Source organism: Acidocella sp. C78 (genome assembly GCF_907164655.1).
In genome coordinates this window covers 36,841-59,313 of the sequence record NZ_CAJQZK010000070.1, presented here as the reverse complement: position 1 = coordinate 59,313, position 22,473 = coordinate 36,841, and the positions used below count along the sequence as shown (strand labels likewise).

General features: G+C 68.3%; 19 protein-coding genes and 1 pseudogene. 10 read left to right on the top strand and 10 right to left on the bottom strand.

Annotated features, from left to right (window positions below):
* Window positions 1-31: 31 nt before the first annotated feature.
* From fliN to ACIDOCELLA78_RS85800, 5 genes are read left to right on the top strand one after another with little or no spacing between them, the layout of a single operon-like run.
* A complete protein-coding gene (fliN, locus tag ACIDOCELLA78_RS85820; RefSeq protein ID WP_374223238.1) occupies window positions 32-343 on the top strand; it encodes a flagellar motor switch protein FliN in 312 nt (103 codons plus the stop codon).
* Window positions 344-350: 7 nt separating this feature from the next.
* Window positions 351-1,706, top strand: a complete 1,356-nt coding sequence (locus tag ACIDOCELLA78_RS85815) for a sigma-54 dependent transcriptional regulator (protein WP_201728182.1) — start codon at window positions 351-353, stop codon at window positions 1,704-1,706.
* Window positions 1,706-3,781 carry a flagellar biosynthesis protein FlhA gene (flhA, locus tag ACIDOCELLA78_RS85810; RefSeq protein WP_201728181.1) on the top strand — a complete coding sequence of 692 codons (2,076 nt, stop codon included), beginning with the start codon at window positions 1,706-1,708 and terminating at the stop codon, window positions 3,779-3,781. The genes ACIDOCELLA78_RS85815 and flhA overlap by 1 nt, the downstream gene beginning before the upstream one ends.
* Window positions 3,782-3,811: 30 nt before the next feature.
* Window positions 3,812-4,663, top strand: a complete 852-nt coding sequence (locus tag ACIDOCELLA78_RS85805; RefSeq protein WP_249675400.1) for a GTP-binding protein — start codon at window positions 3,812-3,814, stop codon at window positions 4,661-4,663.
* Window positions 4,664-4,688: 25 nt separating this feature from the next.
* On the top strand, window positions 4,689-5,498 hold the full coding sequence (locus ACIDOCELLA78_RS85800; RefSeq protein ID WP_249675397.1) for an AAA family ATPase: 810 nt from the start codon (window positions 4,689-4,691) through the stop codon (window positions 5,496-5,498).
* A gap of 10 nt (window positions 5,499-5,508) precedes the next feature.
* Here the strand turns inward: ACIDOCELLA78_RS85800 and ACIDOCELLA78_RS85795 are convergent.
* A pseudogene (locus tag ACIDOCELLA78_RS85795) lies at window positions 5,509-6,473 on the bottom strand (tyrosine recombinase).
* On the opposite strand from ACIDOCELLA78_RS85795, the gene aroB reads away from it, so the two are divergent.
* Window positions 6,453-8,111: a 3-dehydroquinate synthase gene (gene aroB / locus ACIDOCELLA78_RS85790; protein WP_201728179.1), complete on the top strand. Its 1,659-nt coding sequence runs from the start codon at window positions 6,453-6,455 to the stop codon at window positions 8,109-8,111. The pseudogene ACIDOCELLA78_RS85795 and the gene aroB overlap by 21 nt on opposite strands.
* A gap of 9 nt (window positions 8,112-8,120) precedes the next feature.
* The gene (locus ACIDOCELLA78_RS85785) at window positions 8,121-8,792 is read left to right on the top strand and encodes an FMN-binding negative transcriptional regulator (RefSeq protein WP_201728178.1); all 672 of its coding nucleotides are present in this window, start codon (window positions 8,121-8,123) and stop codon (window positions 8,790-8,792) included.
* Here ACIDOCELLA78_RS85785 and ACIDOCELLA78_RS85780 read toward each other — a convergent pair.
* The gene (locus ACIDOCELLA78_RS85780) at window positions 8,725-9,267 is read right to left on the bottom strand and encodes a hypothetical protein (RefSeq protein WP_249675391.1); all 543 of its coding nucleotides are present in this window, start codon (window positions 9,265-9,267) and stop codon (window positions 8,725-8,727) included. The genes ACIDOCELLA78_RS85785 and ACIDOCELLA78_RS85780 overlap by 68 nt on opposite strands.
* Before the next feature lie 509 nt (window positions 9,268-9,776).
* Here ACIDOCELLA78_RS85780 and ACIDOCELLA78_RS85775 point away from each other — a divergent pair.
* Window positions 9,777-10,316 carry a cytochrome b gene (locus tag ACIDOCELLA78_RS85775; RefSeq protein WP_201728177.1) on the top strand — a complete coding sequence of 180 codons (540 nt, stop codon included), beginning with the start codon at window positions 9,777-9,779 and terminating at the stop codon, window positions 10,314-10,316.
* Here the strand turns inward: ACIDOCELLA78_RS85775 and ACIDOCELLA78_RS85770 are convergent.
* Window positions 10,308-11,120: a TIGR00282 family metallophosphoesterase gene (locus ACIDOCELLA78_RS85770; RefSeq protein ID WP_201728176.1), complete on the bottom strand. Its 813-nt coding sequence runs from the start codon at window positions 11,118-11,120 to the stop codon at window positions 10,308-10,310. The two genes, ACIDOCELLA78_RS85775 and ACIDOCELLA78_RS85770, sit on opposite strands and share 9 nt — an antisense overlap.
* 121 nt (window positions 11,121-11,241) lie before the next feature.
* Here ACIDOCELLA78_RS85770 and ACIDOCELLA78_RS85765 point away from each other — a divergent pair, with 121 nt between their 5' ends.
* On the top strand, window positions 11,242-12,615 hold the full coding sequence (locus ACIDOCELLA78_RS85765; protein ID WP_201728175.1) for an FAD-binding oxidoreductase: 1,374 nt from the start codon (window positions 11,242-11,244) through the stop codon (window positions 12,613-12,615).
* 40 nt (window positions 12,616-12,655) lie between these two features.
* Here the strand turns inward: ACIDOCELLA78_RS85765 and ACIDOCELLA78_RS85760 are convergent, their stop codons facing one another.
* Entirely contained in the window at window positions 12,656-13,144 is a 489-nt protein-coding gene (locus tag ACIDOCELLA78_RS85760; protein WP_201728174.1) for a biopolymer transporter ExbD, read from the bottom strand.
* A gap of 4 nt (window positions 13,145-13,148) precedes the next feature.
* Complete coding sequence (locus ACIDOCELLA78_RS85755) at window positions 13,149-13,820, bottom strand: MotA/TolQ/ExbB proton channel family protein (RefSeq protein ID WP_201728173.1); 672 nt, start codon at window positions 13,818-13,820, stop codon at window positions 13,149-13,151.
* A gap of 288 nt (window positions 13,821-14,108) precedes the next feature.
* Here ACIDOCELLA78_RS85755 and ACIDOCELLA78_RS85750 point away from each other — a divergent pair, with 288 nt between their 5' ends.
* Window positions 14,109-15,161, top strand: a complete 1,053-nt coding sequence (locus ACIDOCELLA78_RS85750) for an aldo/keto reductase (RefSeq protein WP_201728172.1) — start codon at window positions 14,109-14,111, stop codon at window positions 15,159-15,161.
* 126 nt (window positions 15,162-15,287) lie between these two features.
* Here ACIDOCELLA78_RS85750 and trxA read toward each other — a convergent pair whose 3' ends face one another.
* The 5 genes from trxA to tsaE form a co-directional block, all read right to left on the bottom strand.
* A complete protein-coding gene (trxA, locus tag ACIDOCELLA78_RS85745) occupies window positions 15,288-15,614 on the bottom strand; it encodes a thioredoxin (protein WP_201728171.1) in 327 nt (108 codons plus the stop codon).
* Window positions 15,615-15,678: 64 nt separating this feature from the next.
* Window positions 15,679-19,146 carry a double-strand break repair helicase AddA gene (gene addA / locus ACIDOCELLA78_RS85740; RefSeq protein WP_201728170.1) on the bottom strand — a complete coding sequence of 1,156 codons (3,468 nt, stop codon included), beginning with the start codon at window positions 19,144-19,146 and terminating at the stop codon, window positions 15,679-15,681.
* The gene (locus ACIDOCELLA78_RS85735; RefSeq protein WP_249675388.1) at window positions 19,143-19,970 is read right to left on the bottom strand and encodes a PD-(D/E)XK nuclease family protein; all 828 of its coding nucleotides are present in this window, start codon (window positions 19,968-19,970) and stop codon (window positions 19,143-19,145) included. Before ACIDOCELLA78_RS85735 ends, addA begins: the two co-directional genes overlap by 4 nt.
* Window positions 19,961-22,024 (bottom strand): hypothetical protein, encoded by a 2,064-nt coding sequence (locus tag ACIDOCELLA78_RS85730; protein ID WP_249675386.1) that lies wholly within the window; start codon window positions 22,022-22,024, stop codon window positions 19,961-19,963. Before ACIDOCELLA78_RS85730 ends, ACIDOCELLA78_RS85735 begins: the two co-directional genes overlap by 10 nt.
* On the bottom strand, window positions 22,021-22,470 hold the full coding sequence (gene tsaE / locus ACIDOCELLA78_RS85725) for a tRNA (adenosine(37)-N6)-threonylcarbamoyltransferase complex ATPase subunit type 1 TsaE (RefSeq protein WP_201728169.1): 450 nt from the start codon (window positions 22,468-22,470) through the stop codon (window positions 22,021-22,023). Before tsaE ends, ACIDOCELLA78_RS85730 begins: the two co-directional genes overlap by 4 nt.
* Window positions 22,471-22,473: the final 3 nt, after the last annotated feature.

Below are 22,473 nucleotides of genomic sequence, written 5' to 3'. Positions count from 1 at the left end.
GCCGACCCCCAACGGGCAGACCTTGTCGGATCTGCAACTCGCCCCCGTTTCCCGCCGACCGGCAGGTGAGGGCGGCGACTCCCAGCGTCCGAATCGTGATCTGGAAGCGGTTTACGACATCCCCGTGCTTGTCAGCGCCGTTCTGGGGCGGTCGACCATGCAGGTCAGCCAGTTGCTCAAGCTGGGTCGCGGCGCCGTTGTCGAGCTTGACCGCAAGGCGGGCGACCCGATCGACATCTTTGTCAACAACCGCCTGATTGCCCGCGGCGAGGTCGTGATGCTGGATGAAACCAAGCTTGGCATCACGATGACCGAAATCGTCAAGTCCGACCGTAACGGGTAAGACGGCCATGCGGGTTCTCATCATCGGTTCCCTGTCGGGTGAACTCGGCGTCGCGGCGCGGATTGCCGCCGCCCGCGGTGCGACGCTTTCCCAGGCGGAGACCATCGATGCGGCCCTGCACAGCCTGCGTACGGATGCACGAACCGACCTCATTATCTGCGATGTCGCACATAATCTGGGCGATCTGATGAAGCGGCTGGCGGCCGAGCGGTTTACCACAACAGTGGTCGCAGCCGGCGCCGAGGATGACGAGGATGCAGCGGTTGATGCAATCCGTGCCGGAGCGCGGGAGTATTTGCCTCTGCCGCCGGATTCCGACCTCATCGCGGCCATTCTGTCGGCAGTTTCGGCAGAGCAGCAGGGTGAGTTCATTGCGCGCGATCCGGCCATGCGGGCGGTTCTGGCCCAGGCGGATCAGGTGGCGCAGTCCACCGCGTCGATCCTGATTACCGGCGAGAGCGGCACCGGCAAGGAGGTGCTGGCGCACTACATCCATGGCCGCTCACGGCGCAGCAAGGGGCCTTTCGTGGCTCTCAACTGCGCCGCGATCCCCGACACGCTCCTGGAATCGGAGCTGTTCGGTCATGAAAAAGGGGCTTTCTCAGGTGCCGTCGCGCGGCGCGCCGGCAAGTTCGAGGCGGCTGATCGCGGCACCCTTCTGCTTGACGAGATCGGCGAGATGGATGTGCGCCTGCAGGCCAAGCTGTTGCGCACGTTGCAGGAACGAACGGTCGATCGCCTGGGTGGCGACCGCCCGGTGCCGGTGGACGTGCGTATCCTCGCCGCCACGAATGCCGACCTTGGTGCCGCGATTGCGGATGGCCGTTTCCGCGAGGATCTGTTCTTTCGTCTCAATGTCGTCGCCCTGCGGATTCCGCCGCTGCGTGAGCGTCCGGGTGATATTGCGCCGCTCGCGCATCATTTCGTCGCGCATTATGCCCGGTTGAACGAGGCGGGGGTGAAGCACCTGAGCAGCCGCGCGGTGGAGCGGCTGATTGCCCATTCGTGGCGCGGCAATGTGCGCGAGCTTGAAAACATCATGCACCGTGCGGTGCTGCTGTCACCGGGGCCGATGATCGATGTCGAGCATATCGGACTCTCCGGTGAAGCGAGAGAGCCGCCGGGCATGAATGAAGCCGGCGAAGCCCGTTCGTCCGGTGGCACGATCGGCGCGCTGGTCGGGCGGCGGGTCGAGGATGTCGAACAGGCGCTGATCCTGGAGACGTTGAACCGCTGCCTCGGCAATCGCACGCATGCGGCAACCATTCTGGGCATCTCCATCCGCGCGCTGCGCAACAAGCTGCGTGACTATGCCGCGCGCGGCGCCGATGTTCCGGCGCCGCATAACGGTGTTGCCGCCTGATGGCCGCGACGGACATCGCGACCCTGCGGGGGCGTCTGCAGGAAATCCGGATCGGCACCGATATCGGTCTCGCGATCGGAGTGGTGTGCATCATCACCATCCTGATCGTGCCGCTGCCGCCCTTCCTGCTCGATACCGGCCTGTCGCTGTCCTTTACCGGCAGCATCCTCGTGCTCATGGTCGCGCTGTTCATCCGCCGGCCGATCGATTTCACGAGCTTTCCGACAGTCCTCCTGCTGACGACGCTGCTTCGCCTCTCGCTCGACATCGCGGCGACACGCGAAATTCTCTCGCATGGTAATGAAGGCCCCGAAGCCGCCGGCCACGTCATCGCGGCGTTCGGCGGCTTCCTCATGGGGGGGGACCTGCTGATCGGGCTGATCGTCTTTGCGATCCTGATCGTGGTGAATTTCATCGTGATCACGAAGGGTTCAACCCGCATCGCCGAGGTCGCGGCGCGGTTCACCCTGGATGGCATTCCCGGCAAGCAGATGGCGATCGACGCCGAGCTCAATTCCGGCGCGATCAACGAAGTGACAGCCCGCCGCAAACGTGCGGACCTGGAGCAGGAGAGCGGCTTTTACGGCGCGATGGACGGTGCCGCGAAATTCGTGCGCGGCGACGCGATCGCGGCGCTGATCATCACCTCGATCAATATCGTTGGCGGCTTTGCCATTGGCGTCGTGCAGCGCGGCATGTCCGTGCATGACGCGGCATCGGCATTCACCACCCTCTCGATCGGTGAGGGGCTGGTGTCGCAGATCCCGGCGCTGCTGGTTTCGGTGGCCGCTGGTATCGTGGTGACCAAAGGCAGCGCTGAAGGCACCGCGGATGCGGCGCTGGTGGCCCAGCTCAGCCGCTCGCACAAGCCGCTCGCGATCGCATCGGCAGGTGCTTTCGTGCTCGCAATCCTGCCGGGGCTGCCGTTCATCCCGTTTCTCGCCTTGTCCGGCCTTGCGGGATGGGGGGCCTATTACCGTTGGAAGAATCCGCCGCCGTCCGGCCATGAGGAGGCGACGCCGGAACCCGCCATTCCGGCGGAGCCGCCGATTACCGATGCGCTGAAGATCGACCAGATCAGGCTTGAACTCGGCTATGCGCTGCTTGTGCTGGCGGGTGGCGACACGCCCCGCCTGACCGAGCAGATCAAGGCGCTGCGCAGGGCCATTGCCACCGAAATGGGCTTCATCCTGCCGCCGGTGCGGATTCAGGACAACATGCAACTGGCCGCAACGACCTATTCCGTGCGGATCAAGGAGATCGAGGCGGCATCCGGCGTTCTGCAGCCGACCCGGTTGCTGGCAATGACGCCTTCGGGGACCCTGCCGGAACTGCCAGGCGACCCGACCACGGAGCCTGCCTTCAACTTGCCGGCGATCTGGATCGATCAGGTCGACCGTGAACGGGCGATCGGTCTCGGCTGCACCGTGGTCGACCCGGCAAGCGTGCTGACCACGCATCTGACAGAGGTGGTCAAGGACAACATGGCCGAGATGCTCTCCTTCGCCGAAACCCAGAAGCTGCTCGACGATCTGCCGCGTGAACAGCAGCGTCTGGTTACCGACCTCATCCCGACTCATTTCTCCGTCGGCGGGGTGCAGCGCGTGCTGCAAGCCCTGCTGGCCGAGCGTGTATCGATCCGCGATCTCCCGACAATCCTCGAGGGCATTCACGAGGCGGTCTCGATGCAGTTGCGGGCGATCCCGGTCATTGCCGCGCATGTCCGCACCCGCCTCGCTCGCCAGCTCACAGACGCCCATACCGGCATGCACGGATATGTGCCGCTCGTGATTATCGGCCCGGAATGGGAAACCGAGCTCAGCGAGGCGCTGGTGGGGCCTGCGGAGGCGCGGCAGCTTTCGCTTCCGCCAAACCGGCTGACCGAGTTCACCCGCCGGCTCGCCCAGGTTTTCGAGGCCGCTGGCGCCGAGGGCGAGACGCCCGTGCTGCTCACCAGTCCGCAACTTCGCGCCCATGTGCGGGCGATCCTCGAACGTATCCGCCCGTCCACCCCGGTGCTTGCCCAGACCGAAATTTTCCCGCGCGCGCGCATCAGAACCGTTGGAGCGATTTGAATGAAAGTCAAAGTGATCAGGTCGGCCTCCATGCGCGAGGCATTCGCCGAGGCCCATCGCCTCCTCGGTCCCGATGCGCTGATCCTCGACAGCCGCCGGCGCGGACGCGAGTTCGAAATCACCGTCGCACTCGATCCTGAAGTGCCGCAGGATGCGGCCAATCCCTGGCGGCAGGCGCTATCGTTTCACGGCGTGCCGGCCGAGATCGCGACTGCGTGGGCGGATCAGTCACCGGACGAAGCCGTCTCGGGCGCCTTTGCCTTCGGCAAGCTTGATTTCGATCGGCCGCTGATCATCGCCGGGCCGCCGGGCGCCGGCAAGACGATGACAACGGTAAAACTCGCCACGCGCTTTACACTCTCCGGCATCCGGCCGACCGTGATCAACGCCGATCAGAACCGCGCGGGGGCCTCTGCCCAGCTGGCGGCGCTTTGTCGGATCCTGCGGGCCGAATTCATCGACACTGCGGCAAATACCAAGGCCATCCGGCGGCGGCCGGCCGCGCTGCGGCCGACACTGATCGATCTGCCGGGCATGGATCCGTTCGACAACGCGGAGATGGACACACTCCGTTCGATGGCAGAGGAGGTTGGCGGCACCGTGGCGCTGGTGCTGCCGGCCGGCCTCGATGCGACCGACAGCGTCGAGATCGCCTCGCGGTTTCATGAGGCGGGTGCAACCTCGCTGATCCCGACCCGGCTCGACATATCCCGCCGTCTCGGCGGCCTGGTGGCGACGGCCGGGGCCGTGCCCCTCACCTTGACCGAGGCCGGAACCTCCGGCCGCGTCAGCGATGCGCTTGAGCCTGTAACTCCCGCCTTCATCGTCGAGCGCCTGCTCGCCGCCAGCACCGCCAGCGACGCTGTTGCTCATGCGGCCTGAGCCCGTCTTTCTCCGCCCCGCCGGCATGTCTGCTCTCAATGACCGCGCGCAGCGTCATCCCGTGACGCCAGCGCCGCACCGGCAGCCGCGCCTGATCGCCATTGCCTCGGGAAAGGGCGGCGTTGGCAAAACCTGGCTTACCCTCTCGCTGGCGCAGGCGATGAGCGCACGCGGGGCGCGTATTCTGGTTCTCGACGCTGATTTTGGGCTCGCCAATGCCGATATCCAGATCGGTCATCTCGCCGAGTCCGATATCGGGGCGCTTCTGCGCAACGAGGCCTCACTGGCGGATAGCGTTGTCACGGTCGGGCAGGGCGGGTTCGATCTCCTGGCGGGAGAGGCGGGCTCGGGCACTTTCTCCGGCATCGAGCCGGCGGTGATCGAGCGCCTTGTTCGCAATCTGCTCGACGCGAGGGCCAGATACGACATCGTCCTGCTCGACCTTGGCACAGGCGTCGAGCCTGCATCGCGCCATCTCGCGGCGCTGGCCGACACGCTGGTTCTGATCTCGACCGGCGATCCGGCGAGTTTGACCGATGGATATGCCGTTCTCAAGCTGCTCCAGCGCGATCGGGCGGAGCGTGGCGCGCCCGTGGACGCGCGGATCGTGATCAACCAGATCGAGACCGAACGCGCCGGCCGAAGGGCTCATGCCGCTCTGGCGCGTGCCGCCCGCGGCTTCCTGCGCCTTGATCCTCCGCTGCTCGGCATCATCCAGCGGGACGAGAATATCGGTGAGGCGATCCGCGGCCAGCGTCTGTTTCTCTCCGAATTCCCGCAATCCCCCACCGCGGCGGCCCTGCAGTCGATTGCCCGTCGGCTGCTCGCGAAATAGGGCCGGGTGTTCAGGAGTGTTGTTCGCCGGGCCCTGAACCGCCGCGGGCCATCGGATGATGGTCTTCCATGAGTTTTTGCAGTCGCGCCGCGAGCACATGCGTATAGATTTGTGTTGTCGAGATGTCGGCATGGCCGAGCAGCGTCTGCAGGCTCCGCAAATCCGCGCCGTGGGCGAGAAGATGGGTCGCAAAGGCATGGCGCAGGGCGTGCGGCGAAAGCCGGCCGGGATCGATCCCGGCGGCGAGCGCGACCCGCTTCAGCAGACGCGCGAAGGCCTGTCGGGTCATCGGCATTCCTTTGCGGCGGCCGGGAAAGAGGTAGCGCGCCGGCCGCTCGGGATTGGTGTCCAGCAATTTCCTCGCCGCGTCCCGTGCGGCTTCGGAAAGTGGCACGATCCGCTCGCGTCCGCCCTTGCCGCGGATCAGCAGCATGTTGCCATCCTGCGGCAGCGCATTGGCGGGCAGGGCCAGCATTTCTGAAATCCGCATCCCCGTCGCATACAGAATTTCCAGCCCCGCCTCGGCCACCCGCCCCGAGGTGCCGGAGAGAGCAGCCGCCGCAGCGAGCAGCGCGCTCACTTCCGCTTCGGTGATCGTGTTTGGAAGCGTCCGCGGCTGCTTCGGCGAGGATGTGAGGGCGGTGGGGTCGTCGGGGCGCTGCCCGTCGCGCAGCAGGAAGCGCTGGAACTGCCGCAGCGCCGAGAGGCGCCGCGCCTGGGTCCGGGCGGAGAGGCCTGCCGCGGCCAGGCTCGCGAGATAGTCGGTCACGATCGCGGCATCAGCGGCGGCCGGTCCGCTGCCGTGCGCGGTGCAGAATGCCGCGAAATCGGCGAGATCGGCCTGATAGGCGAGAACGGTGTTCTGCGCCGCCCGCGCTCGGCAACCATCGATTCGAGGAAAGCTTCGATATGCCGCTCTAGTGCCATGCGGATTTTGTGGTAATCCGCGCAACGATGTCCGACAAGAGTTTTCATGCCGCTGGCGTGCCCGGCGCTTATCGAGGGTGCAGCATCGTGCTGATCGGGCTGATGGGCGCGGGGAAATCGGCGGTGGGCCGGAGGCTGGCGGCGCGGCTCCAGCTGCCGTTCCACGACTCCGATGCCGAAATCGAGGCGGTTTCGGGCAAGACGGTTGCCGAGATCTTCGCAACCGAAGGCGAGGCAGCTTTTCGCTCCCGCGAACGGGAAGTGATTGCCCGCCTGCTCGGCGGTTCACCAGTCGTGCTCGCGACCGGTGGGGGCGCTTTCATGGACCCGGACACCCGCGTTGTGATCGCGGCGCGAGCGGTCTCGGTGTGGCTGCGCGCGACCATCGGCGTCTTGCTTGGCCGGGTGCGCGGCCGGACCCACCGGCCACTGCTCAATCAGGGCGACCCTGGCGAAATTCTGTCGCGGCTTTCCGCGCTGCGCGGGCCGGTCTATGCCGGAGCCGACATCATCGTTGACAGCACCGAGGACTCGCCGGACATGACCACGCAGACCGTTGCCGCCGCCCTTGCCCGCCACGCGCCGGCGCAGACAGTGCGGATCGACCTGCCCGACGCCGGCTATGACGTCGTGATCGGCCGCGGCTTGCTCGATGGCGCGGGCGCCCGCCTTGCCGGGGCGCTGCCGGCGCGCCGTGCCGTGGTGGTCACCGATGCCAATGTCGCGCAGACCCATTTGCCGCGGCTTGAGCGCGCGCTCGACGATGCGGGCTTCATCCATGAGCGGCTCATCGTTCCGCCCGGCGAGGGATCGAAGAGCCTTGCGCGTTTCGCCGCGCTGGTCGAGGACATTCTCGCGCTGCAGCCCGAACGGCAGACCGCGATCATAGCGCTCGGCGGCGGTGTCATGGGCGATCTCGCCGGGTTCGCTGCGGCGAGCGTGCTGCGCGGGCTGCCTTTTGCGCAGATCCCGACCTCGCTGCTCGCCCAAGTGGATTCCAGCGTCGGCGGCAAGACTGGCGTGAATTCACGTCATGGCAAGAACCTTGTCGGTGCGTTTCACCAGCCCCGCCTCGTGATCATCGACAGCGATACGCTGGCGACCCTGCCGCGCCGGGAGGCCGCCGCCGGCTATGCGGAAATCGTCAAGGCGGGGTTGATCGCCGATCCCGCGCTGTACGACTGGTGCGAGACGCATGGCGCGGCGCTGCTCGGGGGCGATCAGGGCTTGCAGGAAGAGGCGATCGCCCGCGCCGTCGCCTTCAAGGCACGGGTGGTAATGGCCGACCCGCGTGAGCAGGCGAAGCAGGACGGCCGCGCGCTGCTCAATCTCGGCCACACTTTCGCCCACGCCTTCGAAGCAGAGACCGGCTATGGCACGGCGCTGCTGCATGGCGAAGCGGTGGCGATCGGCCTGGTCTGCGCGTTCGATCTTTCGGCCCGGCTCGGCCATTGCGATGCGGCGATCGCGCCGCGCATCGCCGCGCATCTGCAAGCGGTCGGCCTGCCGCACCGGATCGGCGGCTGGAGCGCCAATGCGCTGCTCGGCCATATGCAGCGTGACAAGAAGATGCGCGATGGCAGGCTTGCCTTCGTGCTGGCCCGCGGCATCGGTGGCGCGTTCACCAGCCGCGAGGTGCCGGTGGAGGCGGTTCGGGCGACGCTGATCGCCTGCGGCGCGGGCTGATCAGCGCCGATGTATACCCCGCCGGCCTTCGCCGAGGATGATCCGGCGGTCATCGCCGGCATCATCCGCGCCTGTCGCCTGCCGATCCTGGTGACGGCGGGCGCGGCGGGGCTGGAGGCGACGCATCTCCCGCTGTTCCATCGCACCGATCCGGCGCCTCACGGCACGCTGGTCGGGCATCTTGCCCGCGCCAACCGCCAGTGGCAGGCGCTGCGCGATGGCGCGCCGACGATGGCGATTTTCCAGGCACATGATTTCTACGTCTCGCCCGGCTGGTATGCGACCAAGCGGGAGACTGGCCGTGTCGTGCCGACCTGGAATTACGAGGCGGTGCATGCGCGCGGGCCGGTGGAGATCGTCGAGGATGCGGTGCTGCTGCGCCAGATCGTGGCGACTCTGACCGACCGCGAGGAGGCATCGCAGCCCGTGCCGTGGCTTGTGGATGATGCGCCGGACGACTTCATCGTCGCCCAGCTGAAGGGGATCGTCGGGCTCGTGATGCGGATCGACTCCGTGATCGCGAAGCGCAAGCTCAGCCAGAACCGCCCGCCGGCCGATCGCGCCGGCGTGATTGCCGCGCTCGCCGCATCCGGCCGCGACGAGGAGGCGACGCTCATGCGGGAGCGGGAGGCAGCGGCGGATCGACCTGGCCCAGAACCCAGCCCTCGACCGCGCGGATGATGGCCGAATCGCCCGGAAGCCCCGTCTCCGTGCCATCTGGCGCCCCATCGATCACCCGGACCAGCCCCAGCACGCCAAGCAGGGAGTCGAATGCATCCTCGCCCTCAGGTGCGGCGCCGAATCCATCGTCTATCCGGGCGATCAACTCCGGCACGGGATCGTGACGCCAAGCGGTGAAATAGGCGTGCAGGGCAGGGGCGAGGCTCGACCGGTCCGATTGTCGACGCTTGCTCCCGGCCAGTCTGAGGCCGGTCTGCACCATGGCTTCGGCGGGATAGGTCTCGGCAACGGCGATACCATCCGGTGCGAGCAGGTTGTGAAACGCTCCGGCAAAGGGCCAGAGGCGCAGTGTGAGCCCCTGTGCCAGGGCGGGCAGCAGGCAATCCCGCCAGCCTGAAATGGCCGCCTTGCCGCACTGGTTGGCCCCATCGTCCAGAACAGTGGCGCGCCGGCCGGCCGCCGCGCGGTCCGGCAATCGACCGCGCGGCGCAGCGAAGCCGCGTCGTCCAGCCCAAGCGCGGCCGCGAGGCGGGCCATCTGCCCGGCGCCGGCGACGGTTTTCAGCGGGTAGAACGGTCGCCCGAGGCTGATTTCGGCAAGATTAGCGCAGGGGTGAAACAGGGGCGCGGCGGGATCGAGCCGTGCAAGCCACGCCGCGAAATCGTCGATGCCGGCGGCGCGCGCATAGGCACGGGGTAGGCCGAGCGGGAAGTCGACGCCGAGCGCAACAGCAGCACCGGCGGCGCGTTCGAGCAGGCGGGCGGCAAGGGTTGCGGCTTCGCCCACTGGCTCCGGCGCCCCGATCCGCCAGCGCCCACCCTCTCGCCTGGCGACGCTCATCCAGCGCTTCGCGGGGCTCACGCTCCAGTCGGCATGAACCGCGAGGACCGGGCTCACGAAATTGTATGGTTGCCGCAACGAGCCTGCCATTGCTGCGCCATTTTCCTGTAGTCAATCAATACGAACATCATTCGAGGTCAATCCATGGACGCCCGTTATCGCCCATCCATCCAGGTTCTGCACTGGCTGATCGCCGCAACCGTCATCGGACTCGTGATTGCCGGGCTGCTGCTGCATTACGACCTGATTTCGAAATCCGTTCACCGGCCGCTTGCGGTCATCCACATGAGCTTCGGCCTTGCCATTCTCGCGCTGATGGTGGTTCGCCTGTTCATCCGGCGCCGCTCCGGCGTGCCGCCTCTGCCGGAGACGATCGGCCGGCCGTTCCAGATCGCGGCGCATGCGACACAGATGCTGTTCTACGCGCTGCTGCTGGCGATGCCGGTTTTCGGCATCCTGTTCGTCGAGGCGCATGGCCGCAAGGTGCCATTCTTCGGGCTGTTCACGCTGCCGGTTCTCGTCGGCAAGAATCATGGCGTGCAGGAGGTTTTCGAATTTCTCCATTTCTGGGGAGGGATCGCCATCATCCTGTTGCTGCTCGCCCATGTCGGCGGCGCCGTGCGGCACGAGATGCGCGGCGAGCGCATCATCCGGCGGATGCTGCCCGGCCGGCGCTCAGCGTGAGGGCATGGCGGGTGCAAGCCGGCCGCCGAGGCGCACCGGCTCGACCGCCAGTGCCCGCCCGTCCGAGGCGATGCGGATCAGCGCGCCGCACACCGTCGCCTCGCCTTCGGTCGGGTGCAGCCGCTCGCCCGGCATCTTGCGGATGAACCGGCCAATGGCCGCCTCCTTGGTCATGCCGATCACGCTGTCGTAATCGCCGCACATGCCGACATCCGCCATGAAGCCGGTCCCCCCGGCCATGACGTGGTGGTCGGCGGTCGGGATATGCGTATGGGTGCCGAGCACGGCGGTTACGGCGCCGTCGAAGCGATGGGCAAAGGCCATTTTCTCGCTCGTCGCCTCGCCATGGAAATCCACCATGATCGCCGCGTGGGTGACGCCGAGCCGCACGCGCGCCAGAACCCCTTCCAGCGCGCGGAACGGGCAGTCCATCGGGTCCATGAACAGCCGGCCCATCACCTGGGCGATCAGCACGCGCCTTCCATCCGGCAGGGTGATGTCGACCACGCCATCGCCCGGCGTGCCGGGGGGAAAGTTGAGCGGCCTGATCACCCGCTTCTGCTGCGCGATATAGGGGATGATCTCCTTGCGGTCCCAGGCGTGGTTGCCGAGGGTGATGGCATCCGCCCCGGCGGCGAACAGGGCGTCCGCCATGTCCGGCGCGAGGCCGAAGCCGTGGGAAGCGTTCTCGCCGTTGACCACCGCCACATCGGCGCCGAGTTCCCGTTTCAGCCGCGGCAGGGCGGCGATGACCGCTTCGCGCCCGGACCGGCCCACCACGTCACCCAGATAGAGGAGTTTCATCGCTGTCATCTGCATGGCGACATGCGGTATTCGCTCCGCGCCGGTTGGGCAAGTCGGGTCGGGGCGGCATGCGCCTGTTCCGGCACATGACTTTGCGATGAAATGCCGTTAGCCTGACATCATGGAAACGCAGAGCACGATCGATGCCGCCCGCGCCATTTTCGGCGAGCGGCTCAGCCTTAACGCCAATATCCGCGAAACCCACGCGCATGGCGAGGCCAACGCGGCCACCAGCCTGCCGGATGCGGTGGCGTTTCTCGAGTCGACCGAGGAGGTTTCGCGGCTGCTGCGGCTGTGCCACGCGGCGGGCGTGCCGGTCACGCCGTTTGGCGCGGGCACCTCGCTCGAAGGCCATGTGACCCCGGTGCGTGGCGGCATCAGCCTCGATCTGACGCGGATGAACCGGGTGATCGAGGTGAACGACGCGGATCTCGACGGCCGGGTGGAGGCCGGGGTGACGCGGCGGCAGCTCAACACCTATCTGCGCGATCACGGGCTGTTCTTCCCGGTCGATCCCGGAGCGGATGCGACAATCGGCGGAATGTGCGCGACGCGCGCCTCCGGCACGACCACGGTGCGCTACGGCACGATCCGCGACAATGTGCTGGGGCTGCGCGCCGTGCTCGCCGATGGCACGGTGATCGACACTGGCGGGCGGGTCCGCAAATCGTCCACCGGCTATGACCTGACCCGCCTGCTGATCGGCTCGGAGGGCACGCTCGGCATCATCACCGAGGTGCAGCTGAAACTCTACGGCATTCCCGAGGCGATCGGCGCCGCCGTCTGCGGTTTCGCCGACGAGCACGCGGCGGTGGCCGCGGTGATCGAGATCATGCAGACCGGCATTCCGGTCGCCCGCATCGAATTCGCCGATACCGCGCAGATGGCGGCCTCGATCGCCTATTCGAAGCTCGATCATCTCATCGCCGGCCCGACGCTGATGTTCGAGTTCCACGGCAGCGCGCAGGGTGTTGCCGAACAGGGGGCCATGGCCGAGGAAATTGCCAGGGCCCATGGCGGCAGCGGCTTCGCCTTCGCGACCGAAACCGAGGCGCGCAACCGGCTCTGGCGCGCCCGCCACGATGCCTATTGGGCGGCTCGCGCGGCCTATCCCGGCAAGGGCGCCTTTGCGACCGACACGATCGTGCCGATCTCGCGGCTGGCCGAGGCGGTTTCGCTGGCGCGCGAGGCGGTGACGCGCTCCGGCCTCGAAGCCTGCATCGTCGGCCATGTCGGCGATGGCAATTTCCACGTGCTGATCCTCTATCCTGAAGGCGAGGAGGGCCGGGCGAAAGCCTGGGAGCTTGATCGTGAAATTGTCGCCCAGGCGCTTTCGTTCGGCGGGGCGGCGAGCGGCGAGCATGGGGTGGGGCTCGGCAAGCGGGAGTTCCTGCCGCGCGAGCACGGGGCGGCGGCGCTTGGGGTGATGCGGGCGATCAAGCAGGCGCTCGATCCACGCGGTATCCTCAATCCTGGAAAGATGTTTCTCGACTGAAGGCCGGCCGGGCCGTTCAAGGCCCGGCCAACCCGTCGGGTCAGTTGCCGCTGGACGGCGCGGCGGCGGCGGCGGGGGCTGCCGGCGCTGCTGTCGCGGTCGTTCCTCTGGCGGCAGAAGCCGCAGCTCCGGCAACCGGCTGTGCCGCGATGCCGATATCGGTCACGCCAGCCTTTCGCGCGGCGTCCATCACCGTCACGAAATGCTGGAAGGCCACTGCCTTCGACGCGGCGATGGTCACCTCGGTCTTGGACGGATCGCCATCGCCCTGGAACATGGCGGTGAGCTGGTCCGGCGTCAGCACCTGCTTCTTCACCTGGATGCTGCCATCGGCAAGAATGTTCACGGTGAATTTGGGGTGCTTGAGATGCGTCGTCTGCGTCGAGTTCGGCAGCTGCATCGGGATTCCGGCATCCGGGATCATCTGCAGCGTGACGATGATGAAGAATACCAGCAGAAAAAGCATCACGTCGATCATCGGGATGATCTCGACGCGCGCTTTCCGGGCCTCGAAATAGCGCATGTTCATGAAATCAGGCCGCCACCGCGCTGCGAACCGCGGGGCGGCTGCCGGCATGGGGCACCACCGGCGCGCCATCGGTGCGGTTCAGCACCATGGTGCGGATCGTCTCGAGCTGGTGGATGATCAGGCGGACCTGGTTCTGCAGCATGTTGAAGGTGGCAAGGCCGACCATGGCGATGAAGATGCCGCAGGCGGTGGCCACCAGGGCATCGGCCACGCCGCCGGTCACCTCGGCCGGTGCATGGCCGGGCGTGGCGAGCACCGAGAAGGCGTGGAACATGCCGATGATCGTGCCGAACAGGCCGAGCAGCGGGGCGAGCGTCACGATCGTGTCCAGCACCCACATCCGCCGGTCGAGCCGGGGTGCGACCAGCATGATCGCCTCGTCCATCCGGCTGTTCATCGCGGCGTGGTTGGTATCGTGCATGTGGTTCAGGGCGGTATCGAGCAGCAGCGCTTCCGGCATCCGGCCGGCATAGTCGCGCAGCGTCACGAGATCGTCCTCATTCACACGGCCCATGGCGGCCATGCGGCGGACGATCGAGCTGCCGCGAAGGATCGCGCGGCGAAGATACCACATCCGATCGATGATCACCGCGACAGCGATGACGAAAAGACCGGCGAGAACGTAAAGCACCCCGTCGGAATAATTCGCGAGGTGAATGATATAATCCAAGGTCATGCTGACTCTCCGAGACTCCGCCCGGAGCATTCCCAGGCCGGTGCCGGCGCGGGAGGACTTCGGCCGGATCGTTTTGCCCGACAAACACGACAGGGCGCGCCCACATTGCGGGCCGCCTCCCGTCACACCGCGTGTAGACGAGCCTGAGGCGCTTTAGTGTGAAGCCTCGATGACAGTTGTTACGAAGGCGCATCGCGGGCGCCGCGCGATGGCCGCTCACAGGCCGTGCCCTTGTTCCGCTGGCGGCACCGCACGACATCTGCCGCAACAATTCAATGGAGCATCCCGATGGAATATCGCCAGCTCGGCCGGTCCGGCCTGAAGATTTCGACGCTGACGCTCGGCACCATGACGATGGGCGGACGCGGCGTGTTCGGGAAGGTCGGCAATGTCGGGCGTGCCGAGGCGCGGCGGCAGATCGACATGTGCGTCGATGCCGGCGTCAATCTCATCGATACCGCCGACATCTATTCCACCGGCGGCTCCGAGGAGATCATCGGCGAGGCGCTGGGCGGCAAGCGGCCGCAGGGGCTGCTGATAGCGACCAAGGTGCGGTTTCCGATGGGACAGGGGCCGAATGACCGCGGCCTGTCGCGCCATCACATCATCCAGGCTTGCGAGGCGAGCCTGGCGCGGCTGCGCACCGATGTCATCGATCTGTATCAGGTTCATGAATGGGACGGCCTGACCCCGCTCGAGGAGACGATGCAGGCGCTCGACATGCTCATCCGCCAGGGCAAGGTGCGGTATGTCGGCTGCTCGAACTATTCCGCCTGGCATGTCATGAAGGCGCTCGCGATCGCCGAGCGAACGAATCGCGAAAGGTTCGTCAGCCAGCAGATCCACTACACGCTGGAGGCGCGGGAGGCCGAGAACGAGCTGATCCCGCTCGCGGTCGATCAGGGACTGGGCGTGCTGGTCTGGAGTCCGCTCGCTGGCGGGCTGCTCTCCGGCAAGCATCGTCGCAACCAGGACACGCCGCCCGGCACACGCCAGCTTGCCGGATGGAGCGAACCGCCGATCCACGACGAAGACCGGCTCTGGGACATCGTGGAGGCGCTGATCGAGGTTGCCGGCGCGCATGGCGTTTCCGCGGCGCAGGTCGCGCTCGCCTGGCTGCTCGGGCGGCCGGCGGTGACCGCGCTCGTTATCGGCGCACGCAACGAGGAGCAGCTGGCGGATAACCTGCGGGCCGCGAGCCTGACGCTGACCAAGGAGGAACGTTCGATGCTGGATGCGGTAAGCCAGCGCCCGCTGCATTATCCCTACTGGCACCAGGCACAAACGGCGAAGGACCGGCTCGGCGCGGCGGATCTCGCGCTATTGGGGCCGCATCTCTGAACGGCTCAGTCCGGCGGCAGTAGCTGGGCGTCGGTCGTGCCGGTTCGCGCGCCATCCGATTGGTCCGGATGGCGCGCCCGATCGTGACCGGGCGGACGCGGCGCGCCGTGCCCGCCCGCAGGTCTGTCAGATGTTCTTGTCGAGCCAGGCCTTCAGCACGCTCTTCGGCGCGGCGCCGACATGCTGGGCCGCCGGCTTGCCGTCCTTGAACAGGATCAGGGTCGGGATGCCGCGCACACCATATTGGGTCGGCGTCATCGGGTTCTCGTCGATATTCACCTTGGCGACGGTGACGCGCCCGGCATATTCGCTGCCGAGTTCCTCGATCGACGGCCCGATGATCTTGCAGGGACCGCACCATTCCGCCCAGAAATCGACCAGAACCGGCTCCTTCGAGTCGAGAACCGAGGTTGAAAACTCCGCGTCGGACACGGCTTTCGTGGCTGCACCCATGATAATGCTCCTTGAAGCGATATGTTGCATACGAGAATGGCGTCTCGCCCGGTGACGATCAAGCTTATGGCTGCTCCGGCTTCGGCGCATGCCGGGCCAGCGTCGCGGCGGGCACCGGCATGACACGGCCCCGCGATGTCCAGACCAGCACCGCCTCGACCCGCCGATCGGGATATATTCCGGCGAGAACCGCGGCATAGGCGGCGAGCTGCGCCGCATAGGCTTCGGGAATTCCGGCCGGATCGTCCGGCGGCCGGCGGTCGGTCTTGTAGTCGGCGATCAGCACCCGGTCGGGCAGCACGGCAAGCCGGTCGATCAGGCCGCCGATCTCGACGCCACCGACAATGCCGGCCACCGGGGCCTCGGCGCGCGAGGCGGGGCCGAACAGCGGCGTCAGCTCAGGATGGTCGAGCACCCCGAAAACCGCGTCGATCAGGGCGGACTGTTCGGCGGCGTCAAGGCTGTGGCCTGGCTGGGCCAGATAGCGGCGCGCGGCCTCGCGCCGGCCGGCGGGGGCAAGATCGGGCAAATGCTGCAACAGCGCGTGGATCAGCCGCCCGCGTGCAAGGGCGGCGGCGCGGCCGGTCTCGCGGCCGGCCAGCGGCGAGGCCGCGGCAAGCCCCGAGCTTTCGCCTTCGGCGCTGCGGCTCGGCACCAGGCGGTCGATCCGGAGTGCGGGCTCGGGCGGCGGCGCCGCGCGCCAGCCGGTTTGCGGGCCGATCCAGCGCGGCAATGGTGAAGCGACCGTCGTGGCGATAGCGGCGGCCCGGTCCGGCGCTGCCGTCTGCGCGGTTTCGAGGCAGAGGATGCTGCCCTCCAGCGGGGGTTCCGCCGCGCGGTCGGCAACGCCGTCGAGCCTGGTGAAACCGGCGCGCACGCTCTCGTACCAGCATGAGTCCGGAAGCTTGGTTTTCGGCGCCGCGCCACAGACGATCAGATGGTCCTCGGCGCGGGTGAGGGCCACGTAGAGCAGCCGGTTGTATTCCTCGGCGGCGCGGGTGGCGCTCCGGGCAAGAGCCTGCTCTACCGCCGCGCTGCGCATGTCGGCGCGGGGGCAGAAGATGGGCACCTGACCTCCATCCTGCGGGGCGTCGAGCCAATGGATCATCTCGCGCGCCTCCTTGCCCGGCTGTCCGGTCGTGTCCGGCAGGATGACCAGCGGCGCCTGCAGGCCCTTCGCGCCGTGAACGGTCATCAGCCGCACCGCGTTGCCGGCCGCCTCCGCCTCGCGCTTGACCTCGGCGGCGGCGGCATCGAGCGCTGCGAGAAAGCCTTGCAGGCTTGGCGTTTCGCGGCTGCCATGGTCGAGTGCTGTGGCGAGCAGTTCGTCGAGCGGCTCGGCGGCCTCCGGCCCGAGCCGGGCGAGCAGCCGGGCCCGGCCGCCCATCGGCCCGAGCACCTCGGCGAAGAAGCGGTAGGGAGCGACGAAATCCGCCCGCGCCTGCGCCTCGGCGATCAGGTCGCGCGCGGCGGCGAAGCCAGCGCACTCGTCGGCGCGGGCGAACAGCGCGTCGCGCAGCGAGCCCTTGCGACCGAGCGCAAGCCGCATCAGCTCCTCGTCGGACAAGCCTCCGAGCGGGCTTGCCAGCACTGTCGCGAGTTCGACATCGTCCTGCGGCAGCAACACGACGCGGGCAAGGGCCATCAGGTCGGCCACGGCGCGGGTTTCGGTCAGCACCATGCGGTCAAGCCCGGCAACCTCGACATTGGCCTCCTTCAGCGCGCGGGTGAGGGCGACGCCGAATTCGTTGCGCTGCCTGACCAAGATCAGGACATCGCCGGGGGCAAGCATGCGCCCGCGCGACTCAAGGCGCATCGTGCCGATATTGGCGGCGATCCATCCCGCCACCGCCCGGGCAAGCCGCCGCCGTGCCGAGGCCTGTTCGGCATAGGTCTCGGCCGGCGCCCAGGGAGCGAGGTCGGGATCGGGGTCGGCGGCAATCAGCGGCCACAGCGTGACCGAGCCGGCCTGTCCGGCGCGGCTTGCGCCATGCGCCAGCGTCTCGCCGGGCATCACCACGCCGGCGCGCGCCGGCCCGCTCTCGAACACCTTGTCCACCAGGGCGAGAACCGGTGCCGTGGAGCGAAACGAGGTCGCGAGGCTGCCTTCATGCCAGCGCGCGCCGGCGGCTGACACGCGGGCGCCGATGCCCGCCCGCCAGGCGTCGAAACTCGCAAGATCGGCGCCCTGGAAGGAGTAGATCGACTGTTTCCGATCACCGACCGCGAAGATGGTGCGCGCCCCGTCGCTCCGCGCGCCTGTGCCGGCAAAGAACTCGGCCGCGATCGCGTCGATCACCGCCCATTGCGCCGGTGCGATGTCCTGCACCTCGTCGAGCAGGATATGGTCGATCCCGCCATCGAGCTTGTAGAGCACCCAGGCGGCGCCGGGATCGACCAGGAGCTGTGCCGCGCGGGCGATCAGGTCGGCATAGTCGAACCGCGCATTGAGCTGCTTCGCCCCCTGTTCGGCGGCGTGGATCGGCAGCGCGAGCCGGGTGAGGGCGGCGGAAAGATCGGCGAGGCGCCGCGCCGCGAGGCGGTCCATCATCCGCAGCAGCCGTGCCTGCTCGGCCTCGATCGATGTCCGCAGCGCCGGTTCCGCGGCATCGAGCGTCTTACTCAACAACGTTGTCATCGCGCGCGGCGCGCCGGCGCCGGTGAAGAAGCCATCCCGCCAGATATCGAGCCGGGCGGCGCGCTGCGCTGGCGGCAGGTTCAGCCAGGCCAGCAGGGCGGCGGCCTTTTCCCGCGCTTTCGGCGAGCTGCGTTCGCTCATCGCCCGAAGGGTGGCACGGATGTCGCGATCGTCGAATGCGACGATCGAGAGCAGGATCGCATCCTCGTCTTCATCGGGGGCGTCGAGCGCGGCCGCCTGCATGGCGGCGATGCTCCCGACATCCCCATAGCGGGACGCGAGCCCCGCCAGCCTTGCCTGCGCGTCGGTCAGCATCCGGTCGGTCAGGCCGGCGAAATCGGTTTCCGAAATCTGCCCCGCGAGAAGCCTGAGCGCGGCTTCCGCATTGCGGCTGTCATCACCCAGAACGGCCTCGCGCGCGGCGCGGCGGCGGCCGGCGGCCTCGGCCTCGTCGGCGACGGCGAAATGCGGCGAGATCTGCGCCTCCAGCGGAAACCGGCGCAGCAGCGACTGGCAGAAGGCATGGACCGTGTCGATCCGCATGCCGCCCGGCAGGTCAAGCACCTGGCCGAACAGCATCCGCGCCCGCTGCCGCGTCGCCGCATCGGTCGGCATGTCGAGCGCTGTGAGATCGCCATCGAGCTTGTCGTCGGTGGCGATGGCCCAGTCGCCGAGCCGCCGGCGCAGGCGGATCGCCATCTCGGCGGCCGCCGCGCGGGTGAAGGTCAGGCAGAGGATGCGGCTGGGCGGTGCGCCGGAGAGCATCAGCCGCAGCAGCCGGTCGGTCAGCAGCTTGGTCTTGCCCGATCCGGCCGAGGCGCCGACGAAGGCGGAAACCGATGGGTCGGAGGCCGCGCGCTGCGCCGCCTCGGCCATCGCGATGGCGTCGCTCATGCGTCCTCCTGCCACTCGGCACGGCGGGAAATGCCGGCGAAGGGCTGATCCTTGGGTTTGCGGCCGGGATGCGGCGCGTCGAGAAACGGCGTCGCGGCATCGGCGTAGTGGGCGAGCAGAGCGGGAATCTGCGCGCGCGCCGCCTCGATCACCGCCTCGAGCGATTGGGCCTTGTCCCCGAACAGCGCCCTCGTCTCGCCCTCGGTGGCCCCGCCGGACAGTTTCCAGTAGGCGAGTTCCCCAACCTTGCCGGCAAAACCGGGGAAGCCGCCGGTCTCGGCGATGACTGCCTCGATCGGCAATTGCGGAGCCTTGCCCTGCTCCACCGCTTTGTCGGCGGGTGGGCTGCCGGTCTTGTAATCGATGATCGCGATTGTATCGCCCCGCCGCTCGATCCGGTCGGCCCGGCCGTTGACGGTGAAACGGCCGAACCGCCACGCGCCGGGGAGTTCCACCCTGATATCGTCGGCCTCACCCTGCTCGGCGAGCCGCGCGCGTTCGATCTCGACGATCCAGCCGGCGATGCGCTCCAGCCTGACCAGCCAGAACGCCTCGAGGGCCCGGCGCAGGCGCCGTGCGCGCAGGGCGGTGGCGAAGGCGTGGGCGAGCCTGCGCGGCGCATCCTCGTCCCTGGCCCAGCCCGGCGTCGCCGCCACCTCCATCAGCGCGTCATGCGTGATGGTGCCAAAAATCGCCGCGTCGGTCTCGGCCTGTAGCGGGTTCAGCGGGCGCAGCTTCAGCACCTCGCCGGCATAGATGGCGTAGGGGTCGGCAAGCAGCGTCGTGATCTTCGAGATCGAGTAGGTGACCGGCCTCACCTCCACTGGTGGGCGCGGCTCCGGGCGACGCAGTCGGGGCATGGGGGTGGAGGGCTGGTCGAGCCCGGCCGACCAGTGGGCAGCCGGATGAGGCTGCAAAACGTGTCCGCCACCACGCAGCCGAGTTCGATCCGGGCCAGAAATCGTGAGGGCACCGCCGGGGCGCGGCCCCGCCGGCGTGGCGCCGATAGCACCACCTCGTCGCAGGCGCCGATCAGGATGCCGAGATCGTGCGCCGCCTCGCCGATCCTCTCGGCATCGTCCGGCAGACCGGCGGCGCGCCGCATGGGTCGGGACAGCCAGGGGCCGGGATCTGGCTCCGCCGGAAACACACCCTCGACCATCCCGCCGAGAACGAGCGTGTCGACCCGTTGCAACCGCGCCTCCATCATGCCCCAGATGGCGACCCGCGGGTTTGCATCGTGCGCACGCGGGCGGCGCAGCCGGGCATTGCCCAGCACCGCATCGAGCAGCGGGACCAGTTCCGCGGGTTCGACATCCGCCAGCCCGTCGAGCGCCGCGAGCTGGATGGCGAGATGCTCCGACAGCGCCGCCCCGGCCTCGCCGGCCCAGAGATCGTCCGTGATCGCTTCCGCCGCTCCGATCAGCCCCCCGAGGAGGGTTGCCGGCGGCAGGCTCGCCGGGCCGGACGATATCGGCCGGAGGCGCAGCTGAAGATCGGCGAGAAAGGCCGGAAGCGCGTCATCCGGCGAGGCCTCGTGATCGGCGGCGTGGCGCATCGCGGCAAAGCCGGGGCCGGGCAGGGCACGGCGGAGCAGCTGGTCGAGCTGGCGGGCGAGGGCACGGCACTGCCCCGGCGGCTGACCCGCCGTCACCAGCGGATGTTTCAGCAGCGCGAGCACGGGCACGGCGTCGTAGTCGCTCTCGACGCAGGTGGCGAGCAGACGCAGCACGATTGCCGGCGGCGTGTCGGCGAGACGTTCGCCCGCGCTGTCCTCGGCGCGGATGCCGAGCCGTTCGAGCTCGGCGGCAACGCGCAAGGCGAGGCCGCGATCGGGCGTGACCAGCGCCGCATCGCGCCCCGGCGTTTCCAGCGCGTGGCGGAGGGTGAGCGCGATGGCGCGCGCTTCGTCCTGTTCATCGGCGGCATCGAGCCGCCAGAGTCCATCGCCCGCCGCCGCCACAGCATCCGCCGTCGGTGGAATCGGCAGGAACGCGTTGCGGAGGAGTGCGATCCGGCCGGCCCGGCCGGTCGTCTCCCCGTCGCGCAGGGGATGGATTTCGGCGCGGTGCGCGCCGATCGCCTCGGCAAGGCGGCGAAGGCCGGCCTGGGGATGGGACGGTGTGCGATCGAGCATCGACCATGCCTCGTCCGGCAGGTCGGGGTCGAAGCCGGGCAGCACCACGCAGCCCTGTTCGAGACTTGCAACGACACGCGCGAGCCGCGTCAGGGCGGGTGGTGCTGCGGCAAGTCCGGCGAGCCAGACCGGGTGCGGCGGCGGCGCAAGGCGCCAGCGCTCGGCCTGCGCATCGAGCAGCATCCGCTGGCGCACCGCCGGATCGACCGCGCCGCGCTCGGCGAGAATCGCGGGCCATGCGCGCGTGACGATCGACAGGAAATCGAGAGTGCGCTGCCAGTGTTCGGCGAGTTCGGGTGCCACGATTCCTGGCAGCGTGTCCGCAAGCTCGATCTCGGCCTGGGCGGCGGTGTCGAGCAGGAGGGCAAGGTCGTCGGCGAGCAGCAGCGCGGCGGCGAGGGTGGTCGGCGCGCCGTCGCGCCCACCCATGCCGAGGATCAGCCGGGCGAGGACAGAGCGGCGTTCCTCGGCGGCGATCGCCGGCGGCAGGTCGAGCCCGGCGAGGATGCCGAGTGCTGCTTCGTCTGCCGCCCCGATCGCGGCGATGCGGGGCATGATCAGGGGCCCGCCTTTCGCTTCGAGAAAGGCGGCGGCGGCGGCGCGGGCGGCGCGGCGGGTGGGCAGGAACAGCACGCCATCGGCCGGGTCGCGGCCGGCATACGCCGCCTCTTCCAGCCAGGCGCGGGCAAGCTCAAGCAGGAACGGGCGATCGGCGCCGACGAACCGGACCTTCGGGATCATGGCAGAAATCTTTCGAGCAGGGCGTCCGGCCCGCGAATCGTGGCCGTGCGGTGATCGCCTTCGTCCCACTCAAGCGCGATCGTCAGCGCCTCCTGCGGCGCGAGGGGGCCGAGCCGGTCGGGCCACTCGATCAGGACGATGCCGGCAAGGGCCGCATCCAGCCCGAGTTCGGCGACATCCTCCGGGCCGCCGAGGCGCCAGAGGTCGAAATGCGCCACCGGCGGATCGAGTTCGTAGGTCTGCACCAGGGTGAAACTCGGACTCGGCACGTCGAGCGTGGCATCGCCGGCGCGGGCGCGGATGAAGGCGCGGGCAAGGGTCGATTTCCCGGCGCCAAGCGGGCCGGAGAGCAGGAGGGCGTCGCCGGCGCGAGCCTGTGCCGCCAGTTGTCGCGCAAGCGCCGCGGTGGCGTCCTCGCCGCCGAGCGATATCGTTCGAATCCCCATTGT